This window comes from Bradyrhizobium sp. SZCCHNRI20481, from assembly GCF_032485055.1.
In the GTDB taxonomy this organism is placed as follows: Bacteria; Pseudomonadota; Alphaproteobacteria; order Rhizobiales; family Xanthobacteraceae; genus Bradyrhizobium.
Genome location: NZ_JAUEUE010000006.1, coordinates 291,472 through 311,669, shown reverse-complemented (window position 1 = coordinate 311,669; position 20,198 = coordinate 291,472). Strand labels below are relative to the sequence as shown.

Genomic DNA, 20,198 nt, shown 5'->3' with positions numbered 1-20,198 from the left:
GCCGCAGCGTTTGCAAAACGCCGTAAACGGGGCCAGTGGATGACTGACGCGAAATACGATGTTCTCGGGATCGGCAACGCGATCTTCGACGTGCTGGTGCATGCCGATGAAGCCTTTCTCGCCCGGCACGGCATGACCAAGGGCAGCATGGCGCTGATCGACGAGGCCCGCGCGGCCGCGATCTATGCCGATATGGGCCCGGCCACCGAGATGTCCGGCGGTTCGGGGGCCAACACCATCGCTGGCCTCGCCAGCCTGGGCGCGCGTGCCGCTTACGTGGGCAAGGTCAAGGACGACCAGATCGGCCGGATGTACAGGCATGATATCCGCGCCGCTGGCGTGACCTTCGATACCGCGCCCGCTGCCGACGGCCCGGCGACCGGCTGCTGCTACATCCTGGTGACCCCCGACGGCGAGCGCACCATGAACACCTATCTGGGCGCCGCGCAAAATCTCACCGCCGCGGACATCGATCCCGCGCAGATTGCGGCGGCGCGCTTCATCTATCTCGAAGGATATCTGTGGGACCCGAAGGACGCCAAGGATGCGTTCGTGAAGGCGGCGGCGATCGCGCATGACGCCGGACGCGAGGTCGCGCTGACCTTGTCGGATTCGTTCTGCGTCGATCGCTATCGCGAGGAGTTTCTCGACCTGATGCGCGGCGGCACCGTCGATCTCGTCTTCGCCAACGAGGCCGAGCTGCATTCGCTGTACCAGACCTCGGATTTCGACGGCGCCCTGAAGCAGCTGCGTGAGGACGCCACGCTCGGCATCGTCACCCGCAGCGAAAAGGGCTGCGTCGTGGTGTCGAACGACGGCGTGATCTCGGTGCCGGCGCATCCGATCGAGAGCCTGGTCGATACCACCGGCGCGGGCGATCTGTTCGCCGCCGGCTTCCTGTTCGGGCTGGTGCGCAAGTCCGGCTATGAGATGGCCGGCCGCCTCGGCGGCCTCGCCGCCGCCGAGGTGATCCAGCATATCGGCGCAAGGCCGCAGGTGTCGCTGAAGGAATTGGCGGCCCAGAACGGACTGAAGGTGTAGGTCGAAGCTGTGGTCACGCGTTCTTTTTCACCAGAGACACAACTCTCTCCACCGTCATGGCCGGGCTTGACCCGGCCATCCACGTTTTATTGAGCTGCGGGACCGAAGACGTGGATGGCCGGGCCAAGCCCGGGCATGACGCCAACTAACTCATTACGAGCTCACTCCGGTCAGTTGGCAATCTGCTCACGCCGCCTTCTGTCCGCCCGCGGCATCGAGTCCGGCATAGACCCCGCGCTCGAAGCCTGCAAACGTCTCCAGGCACAGCCGGTCTGCGAACGGCAGGAGCTGCATCAGGATCACGCCGGTGACGTCGCGCGCCGGATCGATCCAGTAGTAGGTGTTGGCGAGGCCGGCCCAGGCGAGGCTGCCGGCACTGCGGCCTTCCGGCGTCTGCGCCGTCGTGATCATGAAGCTCAAGCCCCATTTCTTGACGATGTCGGGATAGAGATCGACGTCGTTGGTCACACCGGGCACCGCCGCGGCCATCTTCGTCATCTCCAGCTCGCCGATATGGTTGTCGCGCATCGCCGCGACCGTCTCAGGCTTGAGCACCTGGTTGCCGTTGCCGCGGCCGTTGTTGAGGATCATCCGGGTGAAGCGGACGTAGTCGCCGGCGGTGCCGTAGAGCCCGCCGCCGCCCATGTGGAATTCCGGCTCCTGCTCGAGCTCGAACGGGATCGGCGCCAGGGTGCCGTCCTCGCCGCGGGCGTGCATGCCGACCAGGCGGGCGCGCTGCGATGGACCGAGCTTGAAGCCGGTGTCGTCCATGCCGAGCGGCGCGAACAGATTGTCGCGCAGATAGGCGTCGAGCGTCTGGCCGCTCGCGGCCTCGATCGCCTTGCCGACGAAATCGATGTTGATGCCGTATTCCCAGCGCGTGCCGGGATCGGAGGCGAGCGGCAATTTGAGAGCGTCGTTCTTGCAGGTGATGATGCCGGGCGTGCCGGCCTTCTGCACATAGGTGGCCATGTCGCCGTTCCACATGTCGTAGCAGAAGCCGGCTGTGTGGGTCATCAGATGGCGCAGCGTGATCGCGGTCTTGGCCGGCCGCAGGATCGGCTCGCCATTGGCGTCGAAACCGTCGAGCACCTTGGGCGCGGCGAGGTCGGGCAGCACCGCGCCGATCGGCGCATCCAGCGACAACCGGCCCTGCTCGACCAACTGCATCCCGGCCGCGCAGGTGATGGCCTTGGTCATCGAGGCGATCCAGAACACGCTGTCGGCGGTCATCGGATCGTCGCGGCCGAGGTCGCGCTTGCCGAAGGCGCCTTCATAGATGATGCCGTTGCTGTCAGCGGCGACGGCGACGACGCCGGGAACCTCTCCCGCCTCCGCCTTCTGCCGCAGCACGCCGTCGATGTCGGTCTTGTTCTGCATGGTCTCCTCCGTTCCGTTCTTGATGACGGTAGGCGATTGTTCCTCGGGCCGGCCCGGCCAGCAAGGACCGTCGGTCGAACGGCCGGTCGCGATCTCGTGATGATGCGGCGCGGACGAAGCAGGCGGGGACAACAGCGCCGCGGCAAGGCCACAGCGCTTCAATTTTTCGCCAGAATCATGATTAGTTCCACCCAGCCGCGAGGCCGACACATGGGGGCCACGTTCCCACCATGGGCTTGCGACTGTTGTGAGTTGCAACCATTTTTGCATTAAAGGGTTGAAGGACCGGCATTTTCGAGCCGATGACGTGTTTTTGGCGGCAATGTCCGCCGTTGGGGGCGATATGATTTCGACGTGGAGCGAGTGGAAGCGGTATCCCCGCCCGGGGCGCGGTGACAATATCGAGGCACCGATCACGCCCGGCCTCTATGAGGTGCGCATCGCTGCGACCGGTGCGCTGTATTCGTTCGGAGCGGTCGACAATGTGGCGCAGGCGCTGGCGCTCTTGCCCGTCGGCCACAAATCGTGGTTCGGGCGCCGCGATCCCGCCTCCTTGCCCGATCTCGAATACCGCACCTGCGCGACCTCGACCAAGGCCGACGCCAAGGCGGCGGCGGAGCGCATGATCGGCCGCCGCGAGACCTACATGAGCGGCGCGGCCTGATCCTGGTCGACTCCTCGTCATTCAGCATTTGGTGCCGTACAGGCACGGATCGCCGGATCGAATGTACCGTTGAGGAGGGGCACGAGCCGTGCGCCTCGGCCGGCGCGTGGCTATATTCGGGGGAAAGATCGCTCGCTTTCGAGGAGGAACCCGATGACACCGCCCGCCGCCGCCCGCGCCTCCACTGCCGCTCCGAGCCTGCGTGACCGCCTGAAGGATCCGTCGCTGCTGCGCGAGCAGTGCTACATCGATGGTGCCTGGGTCGGCTCGCCGGTGTTCCCCGTCGTCAACCCAGCCACCGGCGCCGAGCTCGCCAAGGTGGCGCAGCTTGGTGCTGAAGAGACGACGCGGGCCGTCGATGCTGCCGCGCGCGCGTTCCCGGCCTGGGCCAGGCTGACCGCCAAGCAGCGCTCCAATACCTTGCGCAAATGGTTCGAGCTGATCACGGCCAACCGCGAGGACCTCGCGCTGATCCTCACCTCCGAGCAGGGCAAGCCGCTCGCTGAGGCGCTCGGCGAGGTCGACATCGGCGCGGCCTATATCGAGTTCTTCGCCGAGGAGGCGCGCCGCGTCTATGGCGAGACCATCCCGACGCAGAAGCCGGATGCGCGCCTGTTGGCGTTGAAGCAGCCGATCGGCGTCTGCGGCGCCATCACGCCGTGGAATTTCCCGAACTCGATGATCACCCGCAAGGTGTCTCCCGCGCTCGCCGCCGGCTGCACCGTGGTGCTGAAGCCGGCCAACGAGACACCGCTGTCAGCGCTGGCGCTCGCCGTGCTGGCCGAACGCGCCGGCTTGCCGAAGGGCGCGCTCAACATCATCACCGGCGATGCACCTGCGATCGGCAAGGTGCTGTGCGAGCACCCAGCGGTGCGCTTCGTCGGCTTCACCGGCTCGACCGAGGTCGGCAAGATCCTGTATCGCCAGTCGGCCGGAACGGTGAAGAAGCTCGGGCTCGAGCTCGGCGGCAATGCGCCGTTCGTGGTGTTCGACGATGCCGATATCGATGCGGCTGTCGAAGGCGCCATGGTCTCGAAATATCGCAACATGGGCCAGACCTGTGTCTGCGCCAACCGCCTCTATGCGCAGGACGGCATCTACGACCAGTTCGTCGAGAGGCTCGCCGCCAAGGTCGCGGCGATGAAGATCGGCGACGGCACCGAGGCCGGCGTGACGCAGGGCCCGCTGATCAACGAGGAAGCGGTCGAGAAGGTCGAGCGCCACATCGCCGATGCGGTCAAGGGCGGTGCCAGGATCGTCACTGGCGGCAAACGCCATGCGCTCGGCCGCACCTTCTTCGAGCCTACCGTGTTGTCGGACGTGAAGTCGGACGCGCTGGTCGCGCAGGAGGAGACGTTCGGCCCGCTCGCGCCGGTGATCCGGTTCAAGGACGAGGCCGACGTCATCGCGATGTGCAACGCCTCGCCATTTGGTTTGGCGTCGTACTTCTACGCCCGCGATCTCGGCCGGGTCTGGCGTGTCGCGGAGGCGCTGGAGTCCGGCATGGTCGGCGTCAACACCGGCCTGATCACGACAGAGGTGGCGCCGTTCGGCGGCGTCAAGGAGAGCGGCCTCGGACGCGAGGGCTCGCACCACGGCATCGAGGAATATCTCGAGATCAAATATGTGATGATGGCGGGGGTGTGAACTTTGGACGCCTGCGCTCAGGCCGTCTTGGGCAGCTTGTCCACCGGCACCATGTAGGACTTGTTGCCGACCTGGTAGATGACCTTGCCGGTCTTGCCGTCGTCGGTCGAGATCTGCGTCTGGCCGAACATGATGACGTTCTTGTAGACGATGCCGGTGCCCTGGCGCGTCACGCCATTGGCGGTGACGCTGACCTGCGCCTCCTTGCCGGTGACGGACAGCACGCGAAAGCTCGCGCTCATGCCGTTCTCGCCGGAATAGCCGGCCCAGCTCCCGGTCAGGTTGCTCTGTTCGGCGGGAGGCGCATGCTTTTCCAGCATCGCCGTGGCCTTGCCGCCGCCGGCCGAGAACAGCAGCACCGCGTTCTTGCCGTTCTTGGTGCCGAGCGTGACGGACCCGAAGTCGATGGTCGAGCCGTTGACCTGGCCGATGCCGCGCTCGGTCCGTCCATTGTGGGTGTATTCCACCGTCGCCGCGGCGCCGCGAATGTTGACGACCTTGAAGCTCACCGCCTGGCCACTGGCCGTCCAGCTGCCTTTCCATTCGCCGAGCAGGTTGCTCTGGTGATAGACCCGCTCCATCGCGGGAGAGATCTGGCTGGTGCTTTGGACGATCGCCATGTGCTCTTCCGAAAAGTCTGAACGCTCTCTTCTCTATGTTTCTGATCGTTGCCGTCTGTTGCAAGAAGACGTAGGTCGATGAGGTTAACGGGTGATTAATGGCGCCTTGCCGGGCCGATGCGCCGCGCGCGACCTATCGCCTCAGTGCGGGATCTCCTTCGGGCTCAGCCGTCGCGCCGTCGTGTCACGGCCGTAGCCGGATGAACGCAAGCGCGCGCCGCCGCGCGCCGTGCCCATCCAGGACAGCCGCTTGCCGAGAGCCGTCTGATCATCGACCATGCCGAATGTTGCCACTGACCTCGAGATTGCGAGCTCAACCATGACCGCGGCACCCGCGCGCACCGGCGTCGGCCGGCTTTCTGAAGCCGATGCGCATCGGCTGGGGGAGGACGGTTATCTGCTGCTGCGCGGTGCGATCCCGGCGGACTGGATCGCGCCACTGCGCGATGCGTTCGAGTCCGGCACGCTGCCCTCGGAGCAATGGCCGGTGCCGCGCGGCCGCGACTGGCGGCACGCCATGGTCGATCTCGATGCGACGGTGCAACAGGTCTGCCGCCTGCCGGTGATGCTTGCCGCCGTGCATCATGTCCTGAAGGCGCCGTTCTTCCTCGGCCAGGTCGAAGGGCGCGAGCCGTGTGCCGATGGCGGCGCGCAGCCGCTGCATCGCGACAGCGTCGAGCGCCGGCGCACCGATTCCGTCTCCGCGCTGGCCTTTCTCGATTCCTTCGGCCCCGACAATGGTGCCACGCAAGTGGCGCCAGGCTCGCATCGCCCCGACACGGACGATGCGCAGGCCGCGTCCTCGGCGTTCGTCACGGCGGGCGAGGCCGGCGACATCCTGCTGTTCGACGTCAACATGCTGCACGGTGCGACGCGCAACCGCAGCGGCGCGCGCCGCCGCTCACTGCTGATCACCTACGCCACATGGGTGCAGCTGGAGGAGTGGCGCCGGACCCGCGCCTTGCGTGCGGTGCGCATGGATCAGGACGAGATCTTCGGCGCCGAGTAGCGGCACCATCCCGCTGCTTCCAGCCAAAATCCCGCAGAGAGGACGCTCATGAGGCTCTACGATTCCGCCACCGCGCCAAGCCCGCGCCGCGTGCGCATCTTCCTTGCGGAGAAGGGCCTCACGATTCCCACCGTCCAGCTCGACCTGCGCGCCGGGGAGCAGTTTCGGCCGGAATTTCGCGCGCTGAACCCGCAATGCACGGTTCCGGTCTTGAAGCTCGACAGCGGCGCTGCGATCACCGACATCATCGCGATTTGCCGCTACATCGAGGAGCAGCATCCCAAGCCGGCTCTGATGGGACGCAATGCGGAGGAGCGCGCCGTGATCGAATGCTGGGTCCGGCGGATCGAGTGGGACGGCATCTATGCCATTCAGGAAGCGTTCCGAAACAGTGCGCCGGGGCTGGAGAGCCGCGCACTGCCCGGCGCGCTGCCGCTCGAGCAGATCCCGGCGCTCGCCGAGCGGGGGCGTCTGCGCGTCGCGCACTACTTCGCCTGGCTCGACGCGCGGCTGGCCGATCACGCCTTCGTCTGCGGGCCGGACTTCACCATTGCCGACATCAGCGCCATGGTGACGGTCGATTTCGCGGCCCGCGCTAAGCTCGACCCGCCGGATCATCTCCGCCATCTCAAGCGATGGTACGGCGAGGTGTCGAGCCGTCCGAGCGCAAAGGCTTAGGCCGGCTGTGCGGCGCGCGAGACCGCAGCGGCAGGTTCGCGCGCCGGGCCTTGAGGTTCCACAGCGCGATGTCGAGCGCCGACAGCGCCAGCACGGTCGGTCCGCCGCGTCCGCCAAAATGCAGGCCCCACCACACCCGGTGCCAGATCGCCTCGGTGTCGTCGGCCTCGTGACGCGTGATCAGATTCGGGAATCTCCCGTCCGAGGATATCGGCGACGGCGCCGCCATTGCGGCCGACCGTGTAGGTGTAGCCCACGCCCTCCGCGCCGTCGGCATCGCGCACACGGCAGGTGTTCAGCTCGAATTCCGTCATCTCGCCATGCGTGCTGTCGGACAGCGTCACGCCGAGCGGAATGCGTTAGAGCCCGGTTTCGATCGTCGCGATCTGCGCCATCGGCGTGGGTCCTTCCCTGGAGTTACCTGACAGGGTAGGCCTGCGGCGGACCGCGGGCAGTTGTTCATGCCATCGGCCTGATGCATCCGTTCGAGCGGCGGAGCCGATGCCTGCGTGAGCGCGGGGCGGAGCGGTCGTTTACGCTTCTCGCGGCCGCCGCTATGATTGGACATGTCTTCGGTTCACTCTGTCCTGCTCGACCTCGACGGCACCCTCATCGACTCCCAGCCCGGCATCGCCGCGAGCACCCTGGCCGCGTTGCGCACGCTCGGGCATGCGCCGGACGAGACGCTCGATATCCGCAGTGTCATCGGGCCGCCGCTGCAGGACATGTTGCGGACGCTGCTGCTGGCCTATGACGACAACCGGGTCGACGAAGCGGTGACCGCCTATCGCCAGCATTACGGCGAGAGCGGGCTGTTCGGCAGCGAACTCTATCCCGGCATTCGCGACGCGCTGCACGAGATGCATGGCGCGGGCTTGCGGCTCTATCTCGCGACATCCAAACGGGAGGTGTTTGCGCGCCGCATCCTCGAGCATCTCGATCTTGCGTCGCTGTTCGACGCCATCCACGGCTCGGTGCCGTCAGGCATGCTGGACCACAAGCCGGAGCTGCTCACGCATATTCTCACTGAGCGGAATATCGCGCCGTCCCAGGGGATCATGGTCGGCGACCGCCGCCATGACATTGCTGGCGCCCACGCTGTCAGGATGCGCAGCCTGGGTGTGCTCTGGGGCTATGGCAGTCGCGACGAGCTCGAGACGGCCGGCGCCGACCGCCTCGTGGAAAGTCCCGCCGATCTCGCGCGCGTGGTTCTGGCGATACTGAAGGGATAGTTCGATCACAACCTCCTGTGTTCGCGACACCCCGATCGGTTCGCGCGTCAACCTTGCACCGGAACCGGAAAGCCGCGAATATTCGCGGCAGATCAGTTGTCATCACGGGACTATCACACACATGCAGTTCGACGACGTCATCCTCGGCCGCCGCAGCATCCGCGGCTACAAGCCAGATCCGGTGCCGCGGGCGCTGATCGAGGAAATCATTGCTCTGGCGATGCGCGCGCCGTCGTCGATGAACACCCAGCCGTGGAATTTCTACGTCATCACCGGCGAGCCGCTCAACCGCATCCGCGCCGGCAACACCGAGCGGATGCTGGCCGGCGTGCCGCAGTCGCGCGAGTTTCGCATCGGCCAGCCGTTCGACGGCGCGCACCGCGAGCGCCAGATCGGCGTCGCCAAGCAATTGTTCTCCGCGATGGGGATCGCGCGGGACGACAAGGAGAAGCGCCAGGACTGGGTGCTGCGCGGCTTCCGCCAGTTCGATGCGCCGGTCTGCATCATCGTCACCTATGACCGCGTGCTCGACGGCAGCGACGACACGCCGTTCGATTGCGGCGCCGTGACCACGGCGCTCGTCAACGCCGCCTGGTCGCGCGGCCTCGGCGCCGTCATCAACAGCCAGGGCATCATGCAATCGCCCGTGGTCCGCGAGCACGCCGGCATCGCCGACGATCAGGTCATCATGAAGAGCGTCGCGCTCGGCTGGCCCGATCATGATTTCCCGGCCAATGCCGTCGTGTCGGAGCGGAAGTCGGTGAAGGACGCGACGGTGTTCGTAGGGTTCGAGGACTAGACGGACATTTCGGGGACCGCAGGGGACAACAGACGCCGTGGCTTCGATAGCTCGAAAAATCACAGATGCCTTATTGGATCAGACGGATACTTCTCAAGTCTGGAGAGCTCGTTACCGAGAAGGAGCTCCGCCGGGATGAAAATTATTGCGAAGGTATCGCGCCGATCGTCGGAGAGGTTCTGACCGTGCACTGTCGCGGGCGGACGTTCCGCGCGGAAGTCGTCTGGGGAAACTGGCCCGGACGAGGTCATTCGGCCGATATGGTCGTGCCGCTCCGCGTCAAAGAGATCTAGCAGAAGAAACTCCGGCCAAAAAAGAACCTAGTCAGGGCGTCATTCGGCGCTGCCGATCGAGGCGAGGAGCACACGTCTTGCGTCAGCTATCGAAAAATTTGACGTCGAATTCCTCTTGCAGGATTTTGTTGTTGCTATTTTTCCGAAGTCGTGCTCTTGTCCGCGCATCCCGTCCTCATGCAGAGGGGCGTACGCGTCGTCACGATACGTAGAGGCGGGGAGCGGTGGCCGCGTGCCTGTCGGGCGCTCTTGCGCTGACGAATGGCAGCTCGCGGACGGTCAAGCCGTGTGGTCCTGGCGCCCCGATGCTGGCGTCAAGCTCGCGATGACGTTCGTGCGGTGACGCTCGTTCGGTCGTTGCGGGCGACGGGGGCAAACAAGCCGGTCCCCGGGGAGAGTACGGAGCAGCCGTTAAACCCATCGCGCAGGGAGGGCCGGGATGTCTCGGCTGAACCTGTGGTACCTGCCGCCTGCATTTTTTTGAGCAGGCGGGCCATGGGGGCAGCCAGCTCCCGGCCTTCCCTGCACCCTCGGCAATTTCGAGGGGCTTGATGCGATCAACTCGGGCGCGATGGCGCCGCGGGACGTGTTGATGCGTCTGTGCGCATCATGATGGTCTCGTCGAGTGGTCCCCCACCCCCGACCCCTCCCTGCAAGGGGGAGGGGAGAAGGAGAGCGAGCCTCTCGCCAAATTCACTCGCAGAAGAGCGGAGAAGTTTCGTGTCAGCGAAGAACGCGGCCGCGGATTGGCCCCTCCCCCTTGCGGGGAGGGGTCGGGGGTGGGGGTCCCCGAAGCACTCTGTTAGTTATGAGCTCCTACGAGATAGCTCAACCCCAAGTGCGAACGTCGACGCGTGAACCTGCGATCCTCAGATCTTCAGCTCACTCCCCGTCACCCGCTTGAACGCTTCGAGATAGCGCTGGCTGGTGGCATCCACCACGCTCTGCGGCAGAGGCGGCGGCGGGGCGTCGCCGTTCCAGCGGCCGGCGCGGCGCTCGGCGTCGAGATAGTCGCGCAGCGGCTGCTTGTCGAAGCTCGGCTGCGGCTGGCCCGGTTGATAGGCGTCGACGGCCCAGAAGCGCGAGCTGTCAGGCGTCATCACCTCGTCGATCAGGATGATGTGGCCGTCCTTGTCGCGGCCGAACTCGAATTTTGTGTCGGCGATGATGATGCCCTGTTCGCGGGCGAGCGCCTCGCCGAGCGTATAGACCGCGCGCGTCATGCTCTCCAGCGTGTAGGCCGTCTCGTCGCCGACCACCTCGCGCATCCGCGCGATCGTGATGTTCTCGTCATGGCCGGTCTCGGCCTTGGTCGCCGGGCTGAAGATCGCGGGCTCCAGCTTCTGACTCTCGACCAGGCCTGCAGGCAGCTGCTCGCCGGCGAGCGTGCCGCTCGCTGCGTATTCCTTCCACGCCGAGCCGGAGAGATAGCCGCGGATCACGCATTCGATCGGGAACACAGTGGTGCGCTTGCACAGCATCGCGCGGCCCAGGATCTCCTGGCGATGCGGCGCGAGTTCCGGAACCTCGGCGATGATCGCGTCGGTGTCGGCCGAGATCATGTGGTGATGCACGACGCCTTCGAGCGCATTGAACCAGTACGCCGAGATCTGCGTCAGCACCGCGCCCTTCATCGGGATGGTTTCGTTCATCACCACGTCGAAGGCGGAGATCCGGTCGGTGGTGAGCAGCAGCACGCGGTCGTCGCCGACGGCATAGATGTCGCGGACCTTGCCGCGGCCGATCTTCGGGAGCGGCAGATTGCTGGTGAGGAGCGTGGTCATCGTGCGGGGCTTTCGAAACGGGAGCGTTGCGCTCTCAATAGCCTATTCCGGCAGCGGAATGAACTCGTGCTCCTGGGGAACGGCGGCGAAGCGGCCGGTTTTCCAATCCTGCTTGGCCTGCTCGATGCGCTCCTTGCTGGAGGAGACGAAATTCCACCACACGTGGCGCGGCCCTTCCAGCGCGTCGCCGCCGAGGAACATCATCCGGGTCGGCTTGACCGTGCGCACGCTGATGGCGTCTCCAGGGCGGAAGACCAGCAGCCGCGGTCCTTCGTGGCGTTCGCGCGCGATCTCGACCTCGCCGTCGACGATATAGATCGCGCGCTCCTCGTGGTCGGGATCGAGCGGCACGACCGTGCCGGCCTGCGCGGTGACCTCGACATAGAACCAGGGCGAGACCATCGTCACCGGCGAGGCCGCGCCGAACGCGCGGCCGGCGATGATGCGCGCGGAGAAGCCGGTGTCGCTGACCGTCGGCAGCGCGTCGGCCGCATAATGCTGGAAGCTCGGTGCGATCTCTTCGGATTCGACCGGCAGCGCGATCCAGCTCTGCAAGCCCAGCATCTTCTGCCCGTTCTGCCGCTGCAGGTCGGGTGTGCGCTCGGAATGCGCGATGCCGCGGCCCGCCGTCATCAGGTTCATCGCGCCGGGCTGGATCTCGCGGACGTTGCCCTCGCTGTCGCGATGCATGATGGCGCCGTCGAACAGATAGGTGACGGTGGCAAGGCCGATATGCGGATGTGGCCGCACGTCCATGCCCTTGCCGGACATGAACTGCACCGGGCCGAAATGATCGAAGAAGATGAACGGGCCGACCATCTGCCGCTGGCCATGCGGCAGCGCGCGCCGCACGGCGAAGCCGTCGCCGAGATCGCGGGTGCGCGGCACGATGACGTGCTCCAGCGCGTCGCAGGATGTGGGATCGCCGAACTCGGGATCGATCGATGGCTGCCAGCTCATGGGGCGCTCCTGCAATGTGGTCGCGCGAGCTTAGCAGCTTCGCGAAGGCGGGGGCAGGGCACGAGGTCGCGGCGCTTGCCCGATTTGAACGAAGCGAAGCTCCGGCCTAGAGTTCCGGTGCTGACAACGGACCCATGACGATGACGCTCGAAAGCCTCGATCTCGCGCTTCGCGCCGCCGCCATCGCGCTGCTGGCCGTGCTCGCCGTCGCGCTGGGACGCGATCTCGGCAGGCAATGGCGCGGCCGGCTCGCGATCGCGCTGGCGCTGGGATCGGCCGCGCACGCGGCGACCTTCGACATCGGCGGCGCGGCTGCGCCATCGCTCGCTTCCGTGCCGCTGATTGCGCTGGCGACCGCCGATATCGTCGTGCTTTGGCTGTTCTGCCGCGCGCTGTTCGACGACGGCTTTGCGTTGCGTTGGCTGCACGGCTTGATCTGGCTCGCGGTGTTCGGTTTCAGCCTGCTGAGCTGTCTCGTGCTGGGGCCTGCCGGACATGCACGGCTCGTGATCGTCGCCAATAATGTGCTGGCTCTCGGCTTCCTTGGCCTGACCTTGGCGCAGACCATCCGCTCCTGGGCGGCGGACCTCGTCGAGGGGCGGCGGCGCATCCGTGCCTTCGTCGTCATCGCGGCGATGGCCTACGGCGGCGTCAACGCGCTGCTGCAGATCGCGTCCGCCGGCAGCGGGCCGTCGGAGCTCGCCAATGTCATCAATGCGGCGATGTTCTTGGGCGTGGTCGGCGCCGTTGCGTTGATGCTGCTCAAGGTCGGTGCCGGCGACGTGCTCGCGCCGGAGGCGCCACCGGCTGCGGTGCCCGAAGAGGTGGCTCCGAAAGCCGCCGACCGCAGGCTGGTCGACGCGCTGATGCGACTGATGGCGGACGAGCGGATCTATCGCCAGGAGAACGTCACGATCGGCGTGCTGGCGACGAAGCTCTCCATTCCTGAATACCGGCTGCGGCGGCTGATCAATGGCGAGCTCGGCTACCGCAATTTCAATACCTTCCTCAACGCCCACCGCATCGAGGAGGCCAAGGCCGCGCTGGCCGATCCGGCCCAGGCCGAGGTGCCCGTGATCACCATCGCGATGGACGCCGGGTTCCAGTCGCTTGGGCCCTTCAACCGCGCCTTCAAGGCGGTGACCGGGGTGACGCCGACCGAATACCGGCGCATGAGGCTGTCGGCGGCGTGATCTGTTCGGCCTTGAAACTGCAGAGGAATTCCAAAATCGGCGAGATCCCGGCGATTCTCGGCTGGGATGATTTCCGAAATCGGCGAGCGCCTGGGCCGCAGCCGCAGTCTGGTCCGGCAGATCCAACTGCCGGAGCTCCTCATGACTCGCCGCCTGCTGCTCGCTCTCGTCGCCACCACCGCGCTGGCCGCCCTGGCTGTCGGCAGCGCCCGAGCCCGCGACGTGCCGAAAATCGCGACAGGCTTCATCGCCAGCGTGCTGTGCTCGGAGACCTTCGTCTCCGGTCTCGACCCGGACCGCACGCTCTCCGAGACGCGGGCCGCGATGCCGGGCGCCGGCCTGCTGAGCTGGGCGATGGACATCCGCGTCGATCGCGCCGCCAAGGACGTCACCGTGACGCTGCTCGGGCTCGGCCGCAGCCGTGCAGTGTTTCGCGACGGGCTCGGCTGCCATATGGATCATGGCGAGAGTCCGGACTGGCCGGCCATCCGGCCGTCCCAGCCGGCCTTGCTGCCCGGCACCGCTCTGCCGCACGGCGTGGCGCCGGTGACACCGGCGCTGACTGCGGCGCTCGATCGCGCCTTTGCCGAGCCGGAGGTGCCGCCGTTCCGGCGCACCCATGCCGTCGTGGTGATGACGGACGGCAAGGTCATCGCCGAACGCTACGCGCCGGGCTTTGCGGTCGACACGCCGCTGCTCGGCTTCTCCGCGACCAAGTCGATGACCGCGACCTTGATCGGCATTCTCGTCCGCCAGGGCAAGCTCGCGCTGCATGCGCCCGCGCCCATCGCGGCGTGGCGCGACGACAAAGATCCGCGCCACGCCATCACCGTCGATCACCTCTTGCGCCACACCGCAGGCCTCGCGCTCGGCAGCTCGCTGCAGGCCTCGCTGTTCTCGGCGCTCGAGCCGGTCAACCGGATGAAATTCGTCGAAACGGACCGCGCCGCCTTCGCCGAAACCATGCCGCTCGAAACCACGCCGGGCGCGGTCAGCAATTATCACGACGGCAACACCGTCATCCTCTCTCATCTCATCCGCGACGCCGTCGACGGCAGCGCTGCGGATGTGCTGCGTTTTGCGCATCGCGAGCTGTTCGATCCGCTCGGCATGACCAGCGTCACCCTCGAATTCGACGCCGCCGGCACGCCGGACGGATCGAGCCAGATGCTGGCGTCGGCGCGCGACTGGGCGCGACTCGGCCAGCTGTATCTCGACGACGGCGTCGTGGCTGGCCGCCGCATCCTGCCCGCCGGCTGGGTCGCGTATGTCAGCGCGCCGACACCCGGCGCGTTCGTCGGCCTCGGCGCCGGCTTCTGGACCAACAGTGGCGACAGCTTTGGCGCCAACTACCGCAGCTCCCATGGCTGGCCGCGCGACGCGTTCTTCGCCAAGGGCACGCTCGGCCAATATGTCATCGTCATCCCCTCCGAGCGTCTCGTCATTGCGCGTTTCGGGCGCACCGTGAACTGGCCGCCGGAGGCCGACGGCGTGGCGCAGCTCGTGAGCGACGTGATCGCGGCGACCCATGGGGAATGACGCATGCGCTACGCTCTCCCCAGCGCGGTGGCCTGCGCGACACGTTCGAACCGCTCCAGCGACAGGATCGCATCGGCGAAGCTCTGCGCGCGGTTGCTCAGCACCGGCCGGGCGAGCGTCAGAAACTTGTCGCTCATCGCCTGCGCCGAGGGGAACGAGGTCGGCTCGCCCGAGGGATCGTCGTGCAGCCGCTCGTGCACGCCGTCTTCCGTGGTGATGGTGACGCGCGCGCCGAACGGATGGCTGCGGCCGACCTCCAGCCTGTCGTCCTGCACCACGTCGAACTTGTCGGCGAGCGCATTGATCGCGATGTCACCCAGCCTGACGTAGTCGTCCCAGCCGAAGCGGCCCTGGTCGAGCGCCAGCGCGCCGGTGAAGAACATCGAGAACTGGCCGCCGACGATCGAGGTCGGATGCCGCTTGGTCGCGGCGTCACCGGTCAGGGTGATGCCGTTGCGATGCAGGCCGACCTCGACGCGCTTGACCTGGTCCGGCGTCAGATTGTGCTCGCGGCGCAAGGCGATGATGGCGTCGATCGCTGCATGGGTATAGCGGCAGCTCGGATACGGCTTCACGCCGATCTTCATCGTCTCATAGGTGGAGCCGAGCCCGGCGACGGCCTTGTCGTGATGCGGCGCGTCGGTGTAGCCGACCAGAAGACCGTGCTTGCCCTCGACGGATTCGATCGCGCCGACGAAGTCGTTCTTGGCGAGCGTCGCCGCGATCACGCCGTTCATTGCCGACGCGCCGACCTGATAGCGCTTGTTCCAGGCGCCGTTGACGAGAAACTGCAGCGAGCCCGCGGCCTGGCTGCCGGACACGCCGAAGGCGTAGATCAACTGCTGCTCCGACAGGCCGAACAGCTTGCCGGCCGCGGCGGCCGCGCCATAGGTGCCGGCGGTCGCCGTCGGGTGGAAGCCGCGGGCATAATGCGAGGTCGGATCGAGCGCGTTGCCGAGCCGGCAGCACACCTCGTAGCCGGCGACGATGGCGGTCAGCACCTCGCGGCCGGACGCGCCGACCAGCTCGCCGACGGCGAACGCGGCCGGCACCACCGGCGCGCTCGGATGCAGCGAGGAATCGGCGTGGGTATCGTCGAAATCGAGCGAATGGCCCATCGTTCCGTTGAGCAGCGCCGCCACCGCCGGCGTCCAGGTTCTGTCGTCGCCGAATACGGTCGCCTCGCCCGCCGCATCGAGCTTCAGCGCCGCCAGCATCTTGACGATGGACGGCGTCGATTCCGCCTCGCGCCGGGCCCGGATGGCGCTGCCGAGGAAGTCGAGCGTCAGCACCTTGGCGCGGTCGAGCACCTCGGGCGGGATATCGTCATATTTCAGCTCCGCGACATAGGCGGCGAGCGTTGCGGTTTCCTGGGCCATCGTGTTTCCTCGCATCGTTGCAATGACCGTAGGCAAGCCGATTCCGCCTTTCAAGCCGGTTCGGCCGGGTGGGGAGCTGCCATGCCGGGATCGCGCTGGTGCTGTTCGAGGTGAGCGACTGATGATGTCCTTGAAGCGGCTGTTTGGCCGGTTGCGCGCCCGCAAGGCGCCGATGTCGCTGGCGGTTCGCGGCACGGTGGCGGCGACGCTTGCCTTCGCCATCGCCACGGCTTTTCAATTGAAGCTGCCGCTGTGGGCGGTGCTGACGTCGCTGATCGTGACGCAAGGCAGCGTCGGGCGCTCGCTGAAGGCAACGCGCGACTACATGTTCGGTACCATCGGCGGTGCCATCTATGGCGGCGCCATCACGGTCTTCATCCCGCATTCGGGCGAGCTGCAACTGCTCGGCATGCTGATCCTGGCGGTGACGCCGCTCGCTTTCGTCGCCGCGATCAATCCCAGCCTCAACGCCGCCACCGTGACGGCGGTCATCGTGCTGCTGGTGCCGACGATGGGCCATCTCGATCCGCTCGGCTCCGCGATCGACCGCGTGTTCGAGGTCGCGGTCGGCGCGCTGACCGGCCTCGCCGTATCGTTCATCGTGTTGCCGTCGCGCGCGCATGTGCAGATGCGTGCCGCGGCGGGGCGTCTGCTCGAACTGATTGCAGCTGCCTTCACCGAGCTGCTGGCCGGCCTGTCGCGCGGCCGCGACAACGACGCGCTGCATCGGATCCAGGACGGCATTGGTACCGCGCTCACCGAATTGAATGCGACAGGAGCGGAGGCCGAGCGGGAGCGCTCGGCGCGGCTGTCCTCCGGCGCCGATACCGGCCCGCTGCTGCGGACGATCCTGCGCCTGCGCCACGACGTCGTGATGATCGGCCGTGCCAGCGTGGTGCCGCTGCCATCCGAGCTGCAGGCGCGCTTGTCCGGACCAGTGTCGCGCGTCAGCGATGCCATCGCGAGCTATCTGCGCGGCTGTGCCGCGGCCATCCGCAACGGCTCCGGCCCGCCGGCGATCTGGCCGATCCACGTCGCGGTGAAGGCCTATGCGGAAGAGGTCGCCGCCGTCCGCAGCGACGGTCTCACGCGGGGCCTGCCGGGTGACGCCGCCGAGCGCTTCTTCGCGCTCGGCTTCTCGCTGGAGCAGATGCGCCAGAACCTGATCGACCTCGAGCGCGTCGTTGCCGAATGGGCGGGCGCGTCGACCGGGAAGCCGCATCGACCGGAGCGCGACGAGACGCCGGATACAGCGGGGGCCTGATCTCCTCATCGCGACAACCGCAGGAAGCGCAGCACCAGCAGGGCCGCATAGATGGCGGTGCCGATCGACAGCCCGATCCAGATTCCGATCGCGCCGAGCTTGGTGTGCAGGCCAAGCACGTAGGATGCGGGAAAGCCGATCAGCCAATAGCCGAGCACGGCGAGCAGCAGCGGCACGCGCGTGTCCTTGATGCCGCGCAGCGCGCCGACCGCGATGGTTTGCAGCGCATCGGTGATGAAGAAGGTCGTGCCGACCAGGAGCAGCGTGGCGGCGAGTGCCGCAGTCGCCGCGGCATCGGCGAGGCCGGCGCCAAGAAACAGCTGCACGATCTCGAACCGCGCAAGGATGATGCCGAGCGTGAACAGCATGGCAAGGACGAGGCCGAGCAGCATCGCCATCAGGCCGGCGCGGCGCACACCGTGCGCATCGTTGCGGCCGGCCGCATGGCCGACGCGCACGGTCGCGGCCATGCTGATGCCGAACGGCACCATGAACAGGATCGCCGTGATCTGCAGTGCAATCTGATGCGCGGCGAGAGCGGCCGTGCTGATCAGTCCCATCAGGATCGCCGCCGCCGAGAACAAGCCATATTCGAGCAGGAACGACAGCGAGATCGGAGCGCCGATGATCAGGAGCTGCCGCATCAGCCGCCAGTCGATGCGCCCGAGCCGGGCCAGGACATGATAGTCGCGGAACGGCGGGCGCAACGCGGCGAACCACAGACCGGCAAGAAACGTTCCCAGGTTGACGGTCGAGGTGGCGAGGCCGACGCCGGTCAGGCCGAGCTGCGGAAAACCCCAGTGGCCATAGAGCAGCGGATAGACCAGCAGCGCGTTGAGCGGGATCGCGGCCAAGGTGATCCAAAGCACCGGCTCGGGGCGGTTGACGGCGCCCATGAAGCTGCGCAGCGCCAGGAACCACAGCATCGGCGCAATGCCCCAGGCGAGGCCGGCCAGATAGTCCTGCGCGAGATGCGCCACGCCCGGCGCCTGTCCGAGTGCGAGCAGGATGACCTCGCCGTTCAGCGCGATCAGCATGATCGGCAACGCGATGAACAGCCCGGCCCACAGCCCGACGCGCAGCGCGCGCCGGACCAGCCCGGCATCGGCCGCGCCGAACGCCTGCGCGGCGAGCGGCGCCACCGCGGACATCAGACCCATGCCGAAGGTGGAGCCGACGAAGTAGACGGTGCCCGCTAACGCGGCCGCTGCAACGGCATCGCCGCCGAGACGGCCGATGAAGGCGAGATCGGTCGACATCATCGCGATCTGCGACAGCTGCGTCAGCGCCATCGGCGCGGCGAGGCGGACCGTCTCCCAGAGTTCGAGCGCGAGAGAAGGTGTCGGCGCCGCCGGCGGCGGCGCGTGGTCGGTTCCGGCTGTGGAGGTCATGATCGAGGCTATAGCAGTCCCCGCAGTGTCGTGCACATCACGCCGTCGTCGTCATGGGCGGTGCGAGATGCGAGCGTCGCGGCAACATCATCGTTGGAGCTTGGGTTCGCGACGTCGGCCATCGCGGACTGCTCTCGTGCCGAACCAGATCGGATCGGACGGCCACACACGTTCCCGCGGCACGGCGTGCCCGGGTGATGCTCGATTTGCTCCCCTCGAACAGGAAGAGGGGCAGGGAAGGCCGGGTGCTTGACCACACCCATGGCCCGCCTGCAAAAGAAGTAGCAGGCGGCAGTCACCACAGGTGGGCCGCACATCCGGCCTTCCCTGCGCCATGGTTGGAACGGCTTATACGTACTCTCCCCGGGGACCGAGCTTGTTTGCCCCCGTCACCTTGCGGATCGCCCGCCGGCTTGACCTCAGCATCGGGAGGCCAGGACCATACGATTTCGCCGTACGCGGCCGCTCCTTCGTCCACGCGCCAGCCTCGAGGAAACCTCAAGTGCGCGCTGTGAGCTGCCGCATCCATCGCATCCCACCCTCAACGTCCGTGACGATCGCGAAGCGCCCCTCTCATGAGGACGGGATGGGTGCAGTATTTCTGACTTTCGGAATAAAAGCAAGCGTAAAATTCGGAAAAGCGTGAATAATGAAATCGCGGCTTGGCTGATAGCTCCGCAGTTCGATGTGTTCACCGTCATTGCGAGCGCAGCGAGGCCAGTCAGATTGCCTCCGCGGAGCTCCGGATTGCTTCGCTGTGCCCTCGCAATGGCGGCGGGGAGTGAGTGAAACGCTTGCGCGAGATCAGGCGGGCGGCGCGACCTGCCGGAGCATCGCTTTCACGACGAGGCGGTGAAACGGCTTGATGACGGTGAGATAGACGCGGCCGAGAACGTTGTGGGTCTGCACCAAAGTGGTCGCTGTCACCTGCGACGTTGCGCGATGAGAGGAGACGTCGACCAGGACGCGAAAGTCCAGATGCTTGTCGTCGAAGCCGAGCACGAGCCGTGCCGGCGTTTCGTCGACGACCGGAAACATCCCGATCAGAGGACGTGGGTTGTCTGGGTCCGCGCCCGAGGTCTTCAGACCGAAGGGCCTGACCAGCAGGTTGCGGAGCTTCAGGAGCGCCGCCATCCACCAAGGCGCGTGGCCGAGCATGCGCTCGGCCGCCGTGCGGGCATCGATGTCCGGCTCGTCAATCGTGATGCGAAAGGCATCGGCGAACTCTGCGCCCGCGAGCCATCTGGTACGGTCGATGTTGGGAGTGATCTCGCTGATGGCCATGTGCAGTGAGCCTCACATGTCACGGTTGTGCCCGCGCTGTG

The 20,198-nt window shown here is 66.6% G+C and carries 18 protein-coding genes and 1 pseudogene; 10 read left to right on the top strand and 9 right to left on the bottom strand.

The genetic code is table 11. The features are described 5' to 3' along the window. The first annotated feature begins 39 nt into the window (after nucleotides 1-39). Nucleotides 40-1,041 carry an adenosine kinase gene (locus QX132_RS12225; protein ID WP_316161292.1) on the top strand — a complete coding sequence of 334 codons (1,002 nt, stop codon included), beginning with the start codon at nucleotides 40-42 and terminating at the stop codon, nucleotides 1,039-1,041. Between the two features lie 186 nt (nucleotides 1,042-1,227). Here QX132_RS12225 and QX132_RS12220 read toward each other — a convergent pair whose 3' ends face one another. Then, on the bottom strand, nucleotides 1,228-2,421 hold the full coding sequence (locus QX132_RS12220) for a serine hydrolase domain-containing protein (protein ID WP_316161291.1): 1,194 nt from the start codon (nucleotides 2,419-2,421) through the stop codon (nucleotides 1,228-1,230). 343 nt (nucleotides 2,422-2,764) lie between these two features. Between QX132_RS12220 and QX132_RS12215 the strand changes: the two genes are divergently transcribed. Together QX132_RS12215 and QX132_RS12210 are read left to right on the top strand one after the other, a co-directional pair. Further along, entirely contained in the window at nucleotides 2,765-3,085 is a 321-nt protein-coding gene (locus tag QX132_RS12215; protein ID WP_316161290.1) for a hypothetical protein, read from the top strand. A gap of 153 nt (nucleotides 3,086-3,238) precedes the next feature. Then, nucleotides 3,239-4,732: an NAD-dependent succinate-semialdehyde dehydrogenase gene (locus tag QX132_RS12210; protein ID WP_316161289.1), complete on the top strand. Its 1,494-nt coding sequence runs from the start codon at nucleotides 3,239-3,241 to the stop codon at nucleotides 4,730-4,732. 17 nt (nucleotides 4,733-4,749) lie between these two features. Here the strand turns inward: QX132_RS12210 and QX132_RS12205 are convergent, their stop codons facing one another. After that, nucleotides 4,750-5,352: a hypothetical protein gene (locus QX132_RS12205; protein WP_316161287.1), complete on the bottom strand. Its 603-nt coding sequence runs from the start codon at nucleotides 5,350-5,352 to the stop codon at nucleotides 4,750-4,752. A gap of 141 nt (nucleotides 5,353-5,493) precedes the next feature. Further along, entirely contained in the window at nucleotides 5,494-5,673 is a 180-nt protein-coding gene (locus tag QX132_RS12200; RefSeq protein WP_315797193.1) for a hypothetical protein, read from the bottom strand. Between QX132_RS12200 and QX132_RS12195 the strand changes: the two genes are divergently transcribed. Further along, entirely contained in the window at nucleotides 5,672-6,361 is a 690-nt protein-coding gene (locus tag QX132_RS12195; RefSeq protein ID WP_315797194.1) for a phytanoyl-CoA dioxygenase family protein, read from the top strand. The genes QX132_RS12200 and QX132_RS12195 overlap by 2 nt on opposite strands. A 48-nt stretch (nucleotides 6,362-6,409) precedes the next feature. Further along, nucleotides 6,410-7,039 carry a glutathione S-transferase gene (locus QX132_RS12190; protein ID WP_315797195.1) on the top strand — a complete coding sequence of 210 codons (630 nt, stop codon included), beginning with the start codon at nucleotides 6,410-6,412 and terminating at the stop codon, nucleotides 7,037-7,039. 25 nt (nucleotides 7,040-7,064) lie between these two features. Here QX132_RS12190 and QX132_RS12185 read toward each other — a convergent pair. Then, a pseudogene (locus QX132_RS12185) lies at nucleotides 7,065-7,395 on the bottom strand (uroporphyrinogen decarboxylase); the annotation flags it as partial. 210 nt (nucleotides 7,396-7,605) lie between these two features. Here QX132_RS12185 and QX132_RS12180 point away from each other — a divergent pair. Continuing rightward, on the top strand, nucleotides 7,606-8,271 hold the full coding sequence (locus QX132_RS12180; RefSeq protein ID WP_315797196.1) for an HAD hydrolase-like protein: 666 nt from the start codon (nucleotides 7,606-7,608) through the stop codon (nucleotides 8,269-8,271). Nucleotides 8,272-8,392: 121 nt separating this feature from the next. Continuing rightward, a complete protein-coding gene (locus QX132_RS12175) occupies nucleotides 8,393-9,070 on the top strand; it encodes a nitroreductase (protein WP_315735543.1) in 678 nt (225 codons plus the stop codon). Nucleotides 9,071-10,232: 1,162 nt separating this feature from the next. Here the strand turns inward: QX132_RS12175 and QX132_RS12170 are convergent. Both QX132_RS12170 and QX132_RS12165 read right to left on the bottom strand, forming a co-directional pair. Continuing rightward, a complete protein-coding gene (locus QX132_RS12170; RefSeq protein ID WP_315797197.1) occupies nucleotides 10,233-11,147 on the bottom strand; it encodes a phosphoribosylaminoimidazolesuccinocarboxamide synthase in 915 nt (304 codons plus the stop codon). A gap of 42 nt (nucleotides 11,148-11,189) precedes the next feature. Then, nucleotides 11,190-12,107: a pirin family protein gene (locus tag QX132_RS12165; protein ID WP_315784376.1), complete on the bottom strand. Its 918-nt coding sequence runs from the start codon at nucleotides 12,105-12,107 to the stop codon at nucleotides 11,190-11,192. A gap of 140 nt (nucleotides 12,108-12,247) precedes the next feature. Between QX132_RS12165 and QX132_RS12160 the strand changes: the two genes are divergently transcribed. After that, entirely contained in the window at nucleotides 12,248-13,300 is a 1,053-nt protein-coding gene (locus QX132_RS12160; protein ID WP_316161360.1) for a helix-turn-helix domain-containing protein, read from the top strand. A 141-nt stretch (nucleotides 13,301-13,441) separates the two neighbouring features. Beyond that, nucleotides 13,442-14,839 (top strand): serine hydrolase, encoded by a 1,398-nt coding sequence (locus tag QX132_RS12155; protein ID WP_316161284.1) that lies wholly within the window; start codon nucleotides 13,442-13,444, stop codon nucleotides 14,837-14,839. Between the two features lie 8 nt (nucleotides 14,840-14,847). Here the strand turns inward: QX132_RS12155 and QX132_RS12150 are convergent, their stop codons facing one another. Further along, nucleotides 14,848-16,218: an MmgE/PrpD family protein gene (locus tag QX132_RS12150; RefSeq protein WP_315797200.1), complete on the bottom strand. Its 1,371-nt coding sequence runs from the start codon at nucleotides 16,216-16,218 to the stop codon at nucleotides 14,848-14,850. Nucleotides 16,219-16,339: 121 nt separating this feature from the next. On the opposite strand from QX132_RS12150, the gene QX132_RS12145 reads away from it, so the two are divergent. Then, a complete protein-coding gene (locus QX132_RS12145; protein ID WP_315812153.1) occupies nucleotides 16,340-17,482 on the top strand; it encodes an FUSC family protein in 1,143 nt (380 codons plus the stop codon). Nucleotides 17,483-17,487: 5 nt separating this feature from the next. On the opposite strand, the gene QX132_RS12140 is transcribed toward QX132_RS12145, so the two are convergent. Together QX132_RS12140 and QX132_RS12135 are read right to left on the bottom strand one after the other, a co-directional pair. After that, the gene (locus QX132_RS12140) at nucleotides 17,488-18,873 is read right to left on the bottom strand and encodes an MATE family efflux transporter (RefSeq protein WP_315773303.1); all 1,386 of its coding nucleotides are present in this window, start codon (nucleotides 18,871-18,873) and stop codon (nucleotides 17,488-17,490) included. 804 nt (nucleotides 18,874-19,677) lie between these two features. After that, the gene (locus QX132_RS12135; protein WP_316161282.1) at nucleotides 19,678-20,157 is read right to left on the bottom strand and encodes a DUF2867 domain-containing protein; all 480 of its coding nucleotides are present in this window, start codon (nucleotides 20,155-20,157) and stop codon (nucleotides 19,678-19,680) included. Nucleotides 20,158-20,198: the final 41 nt, after the last annotated feature.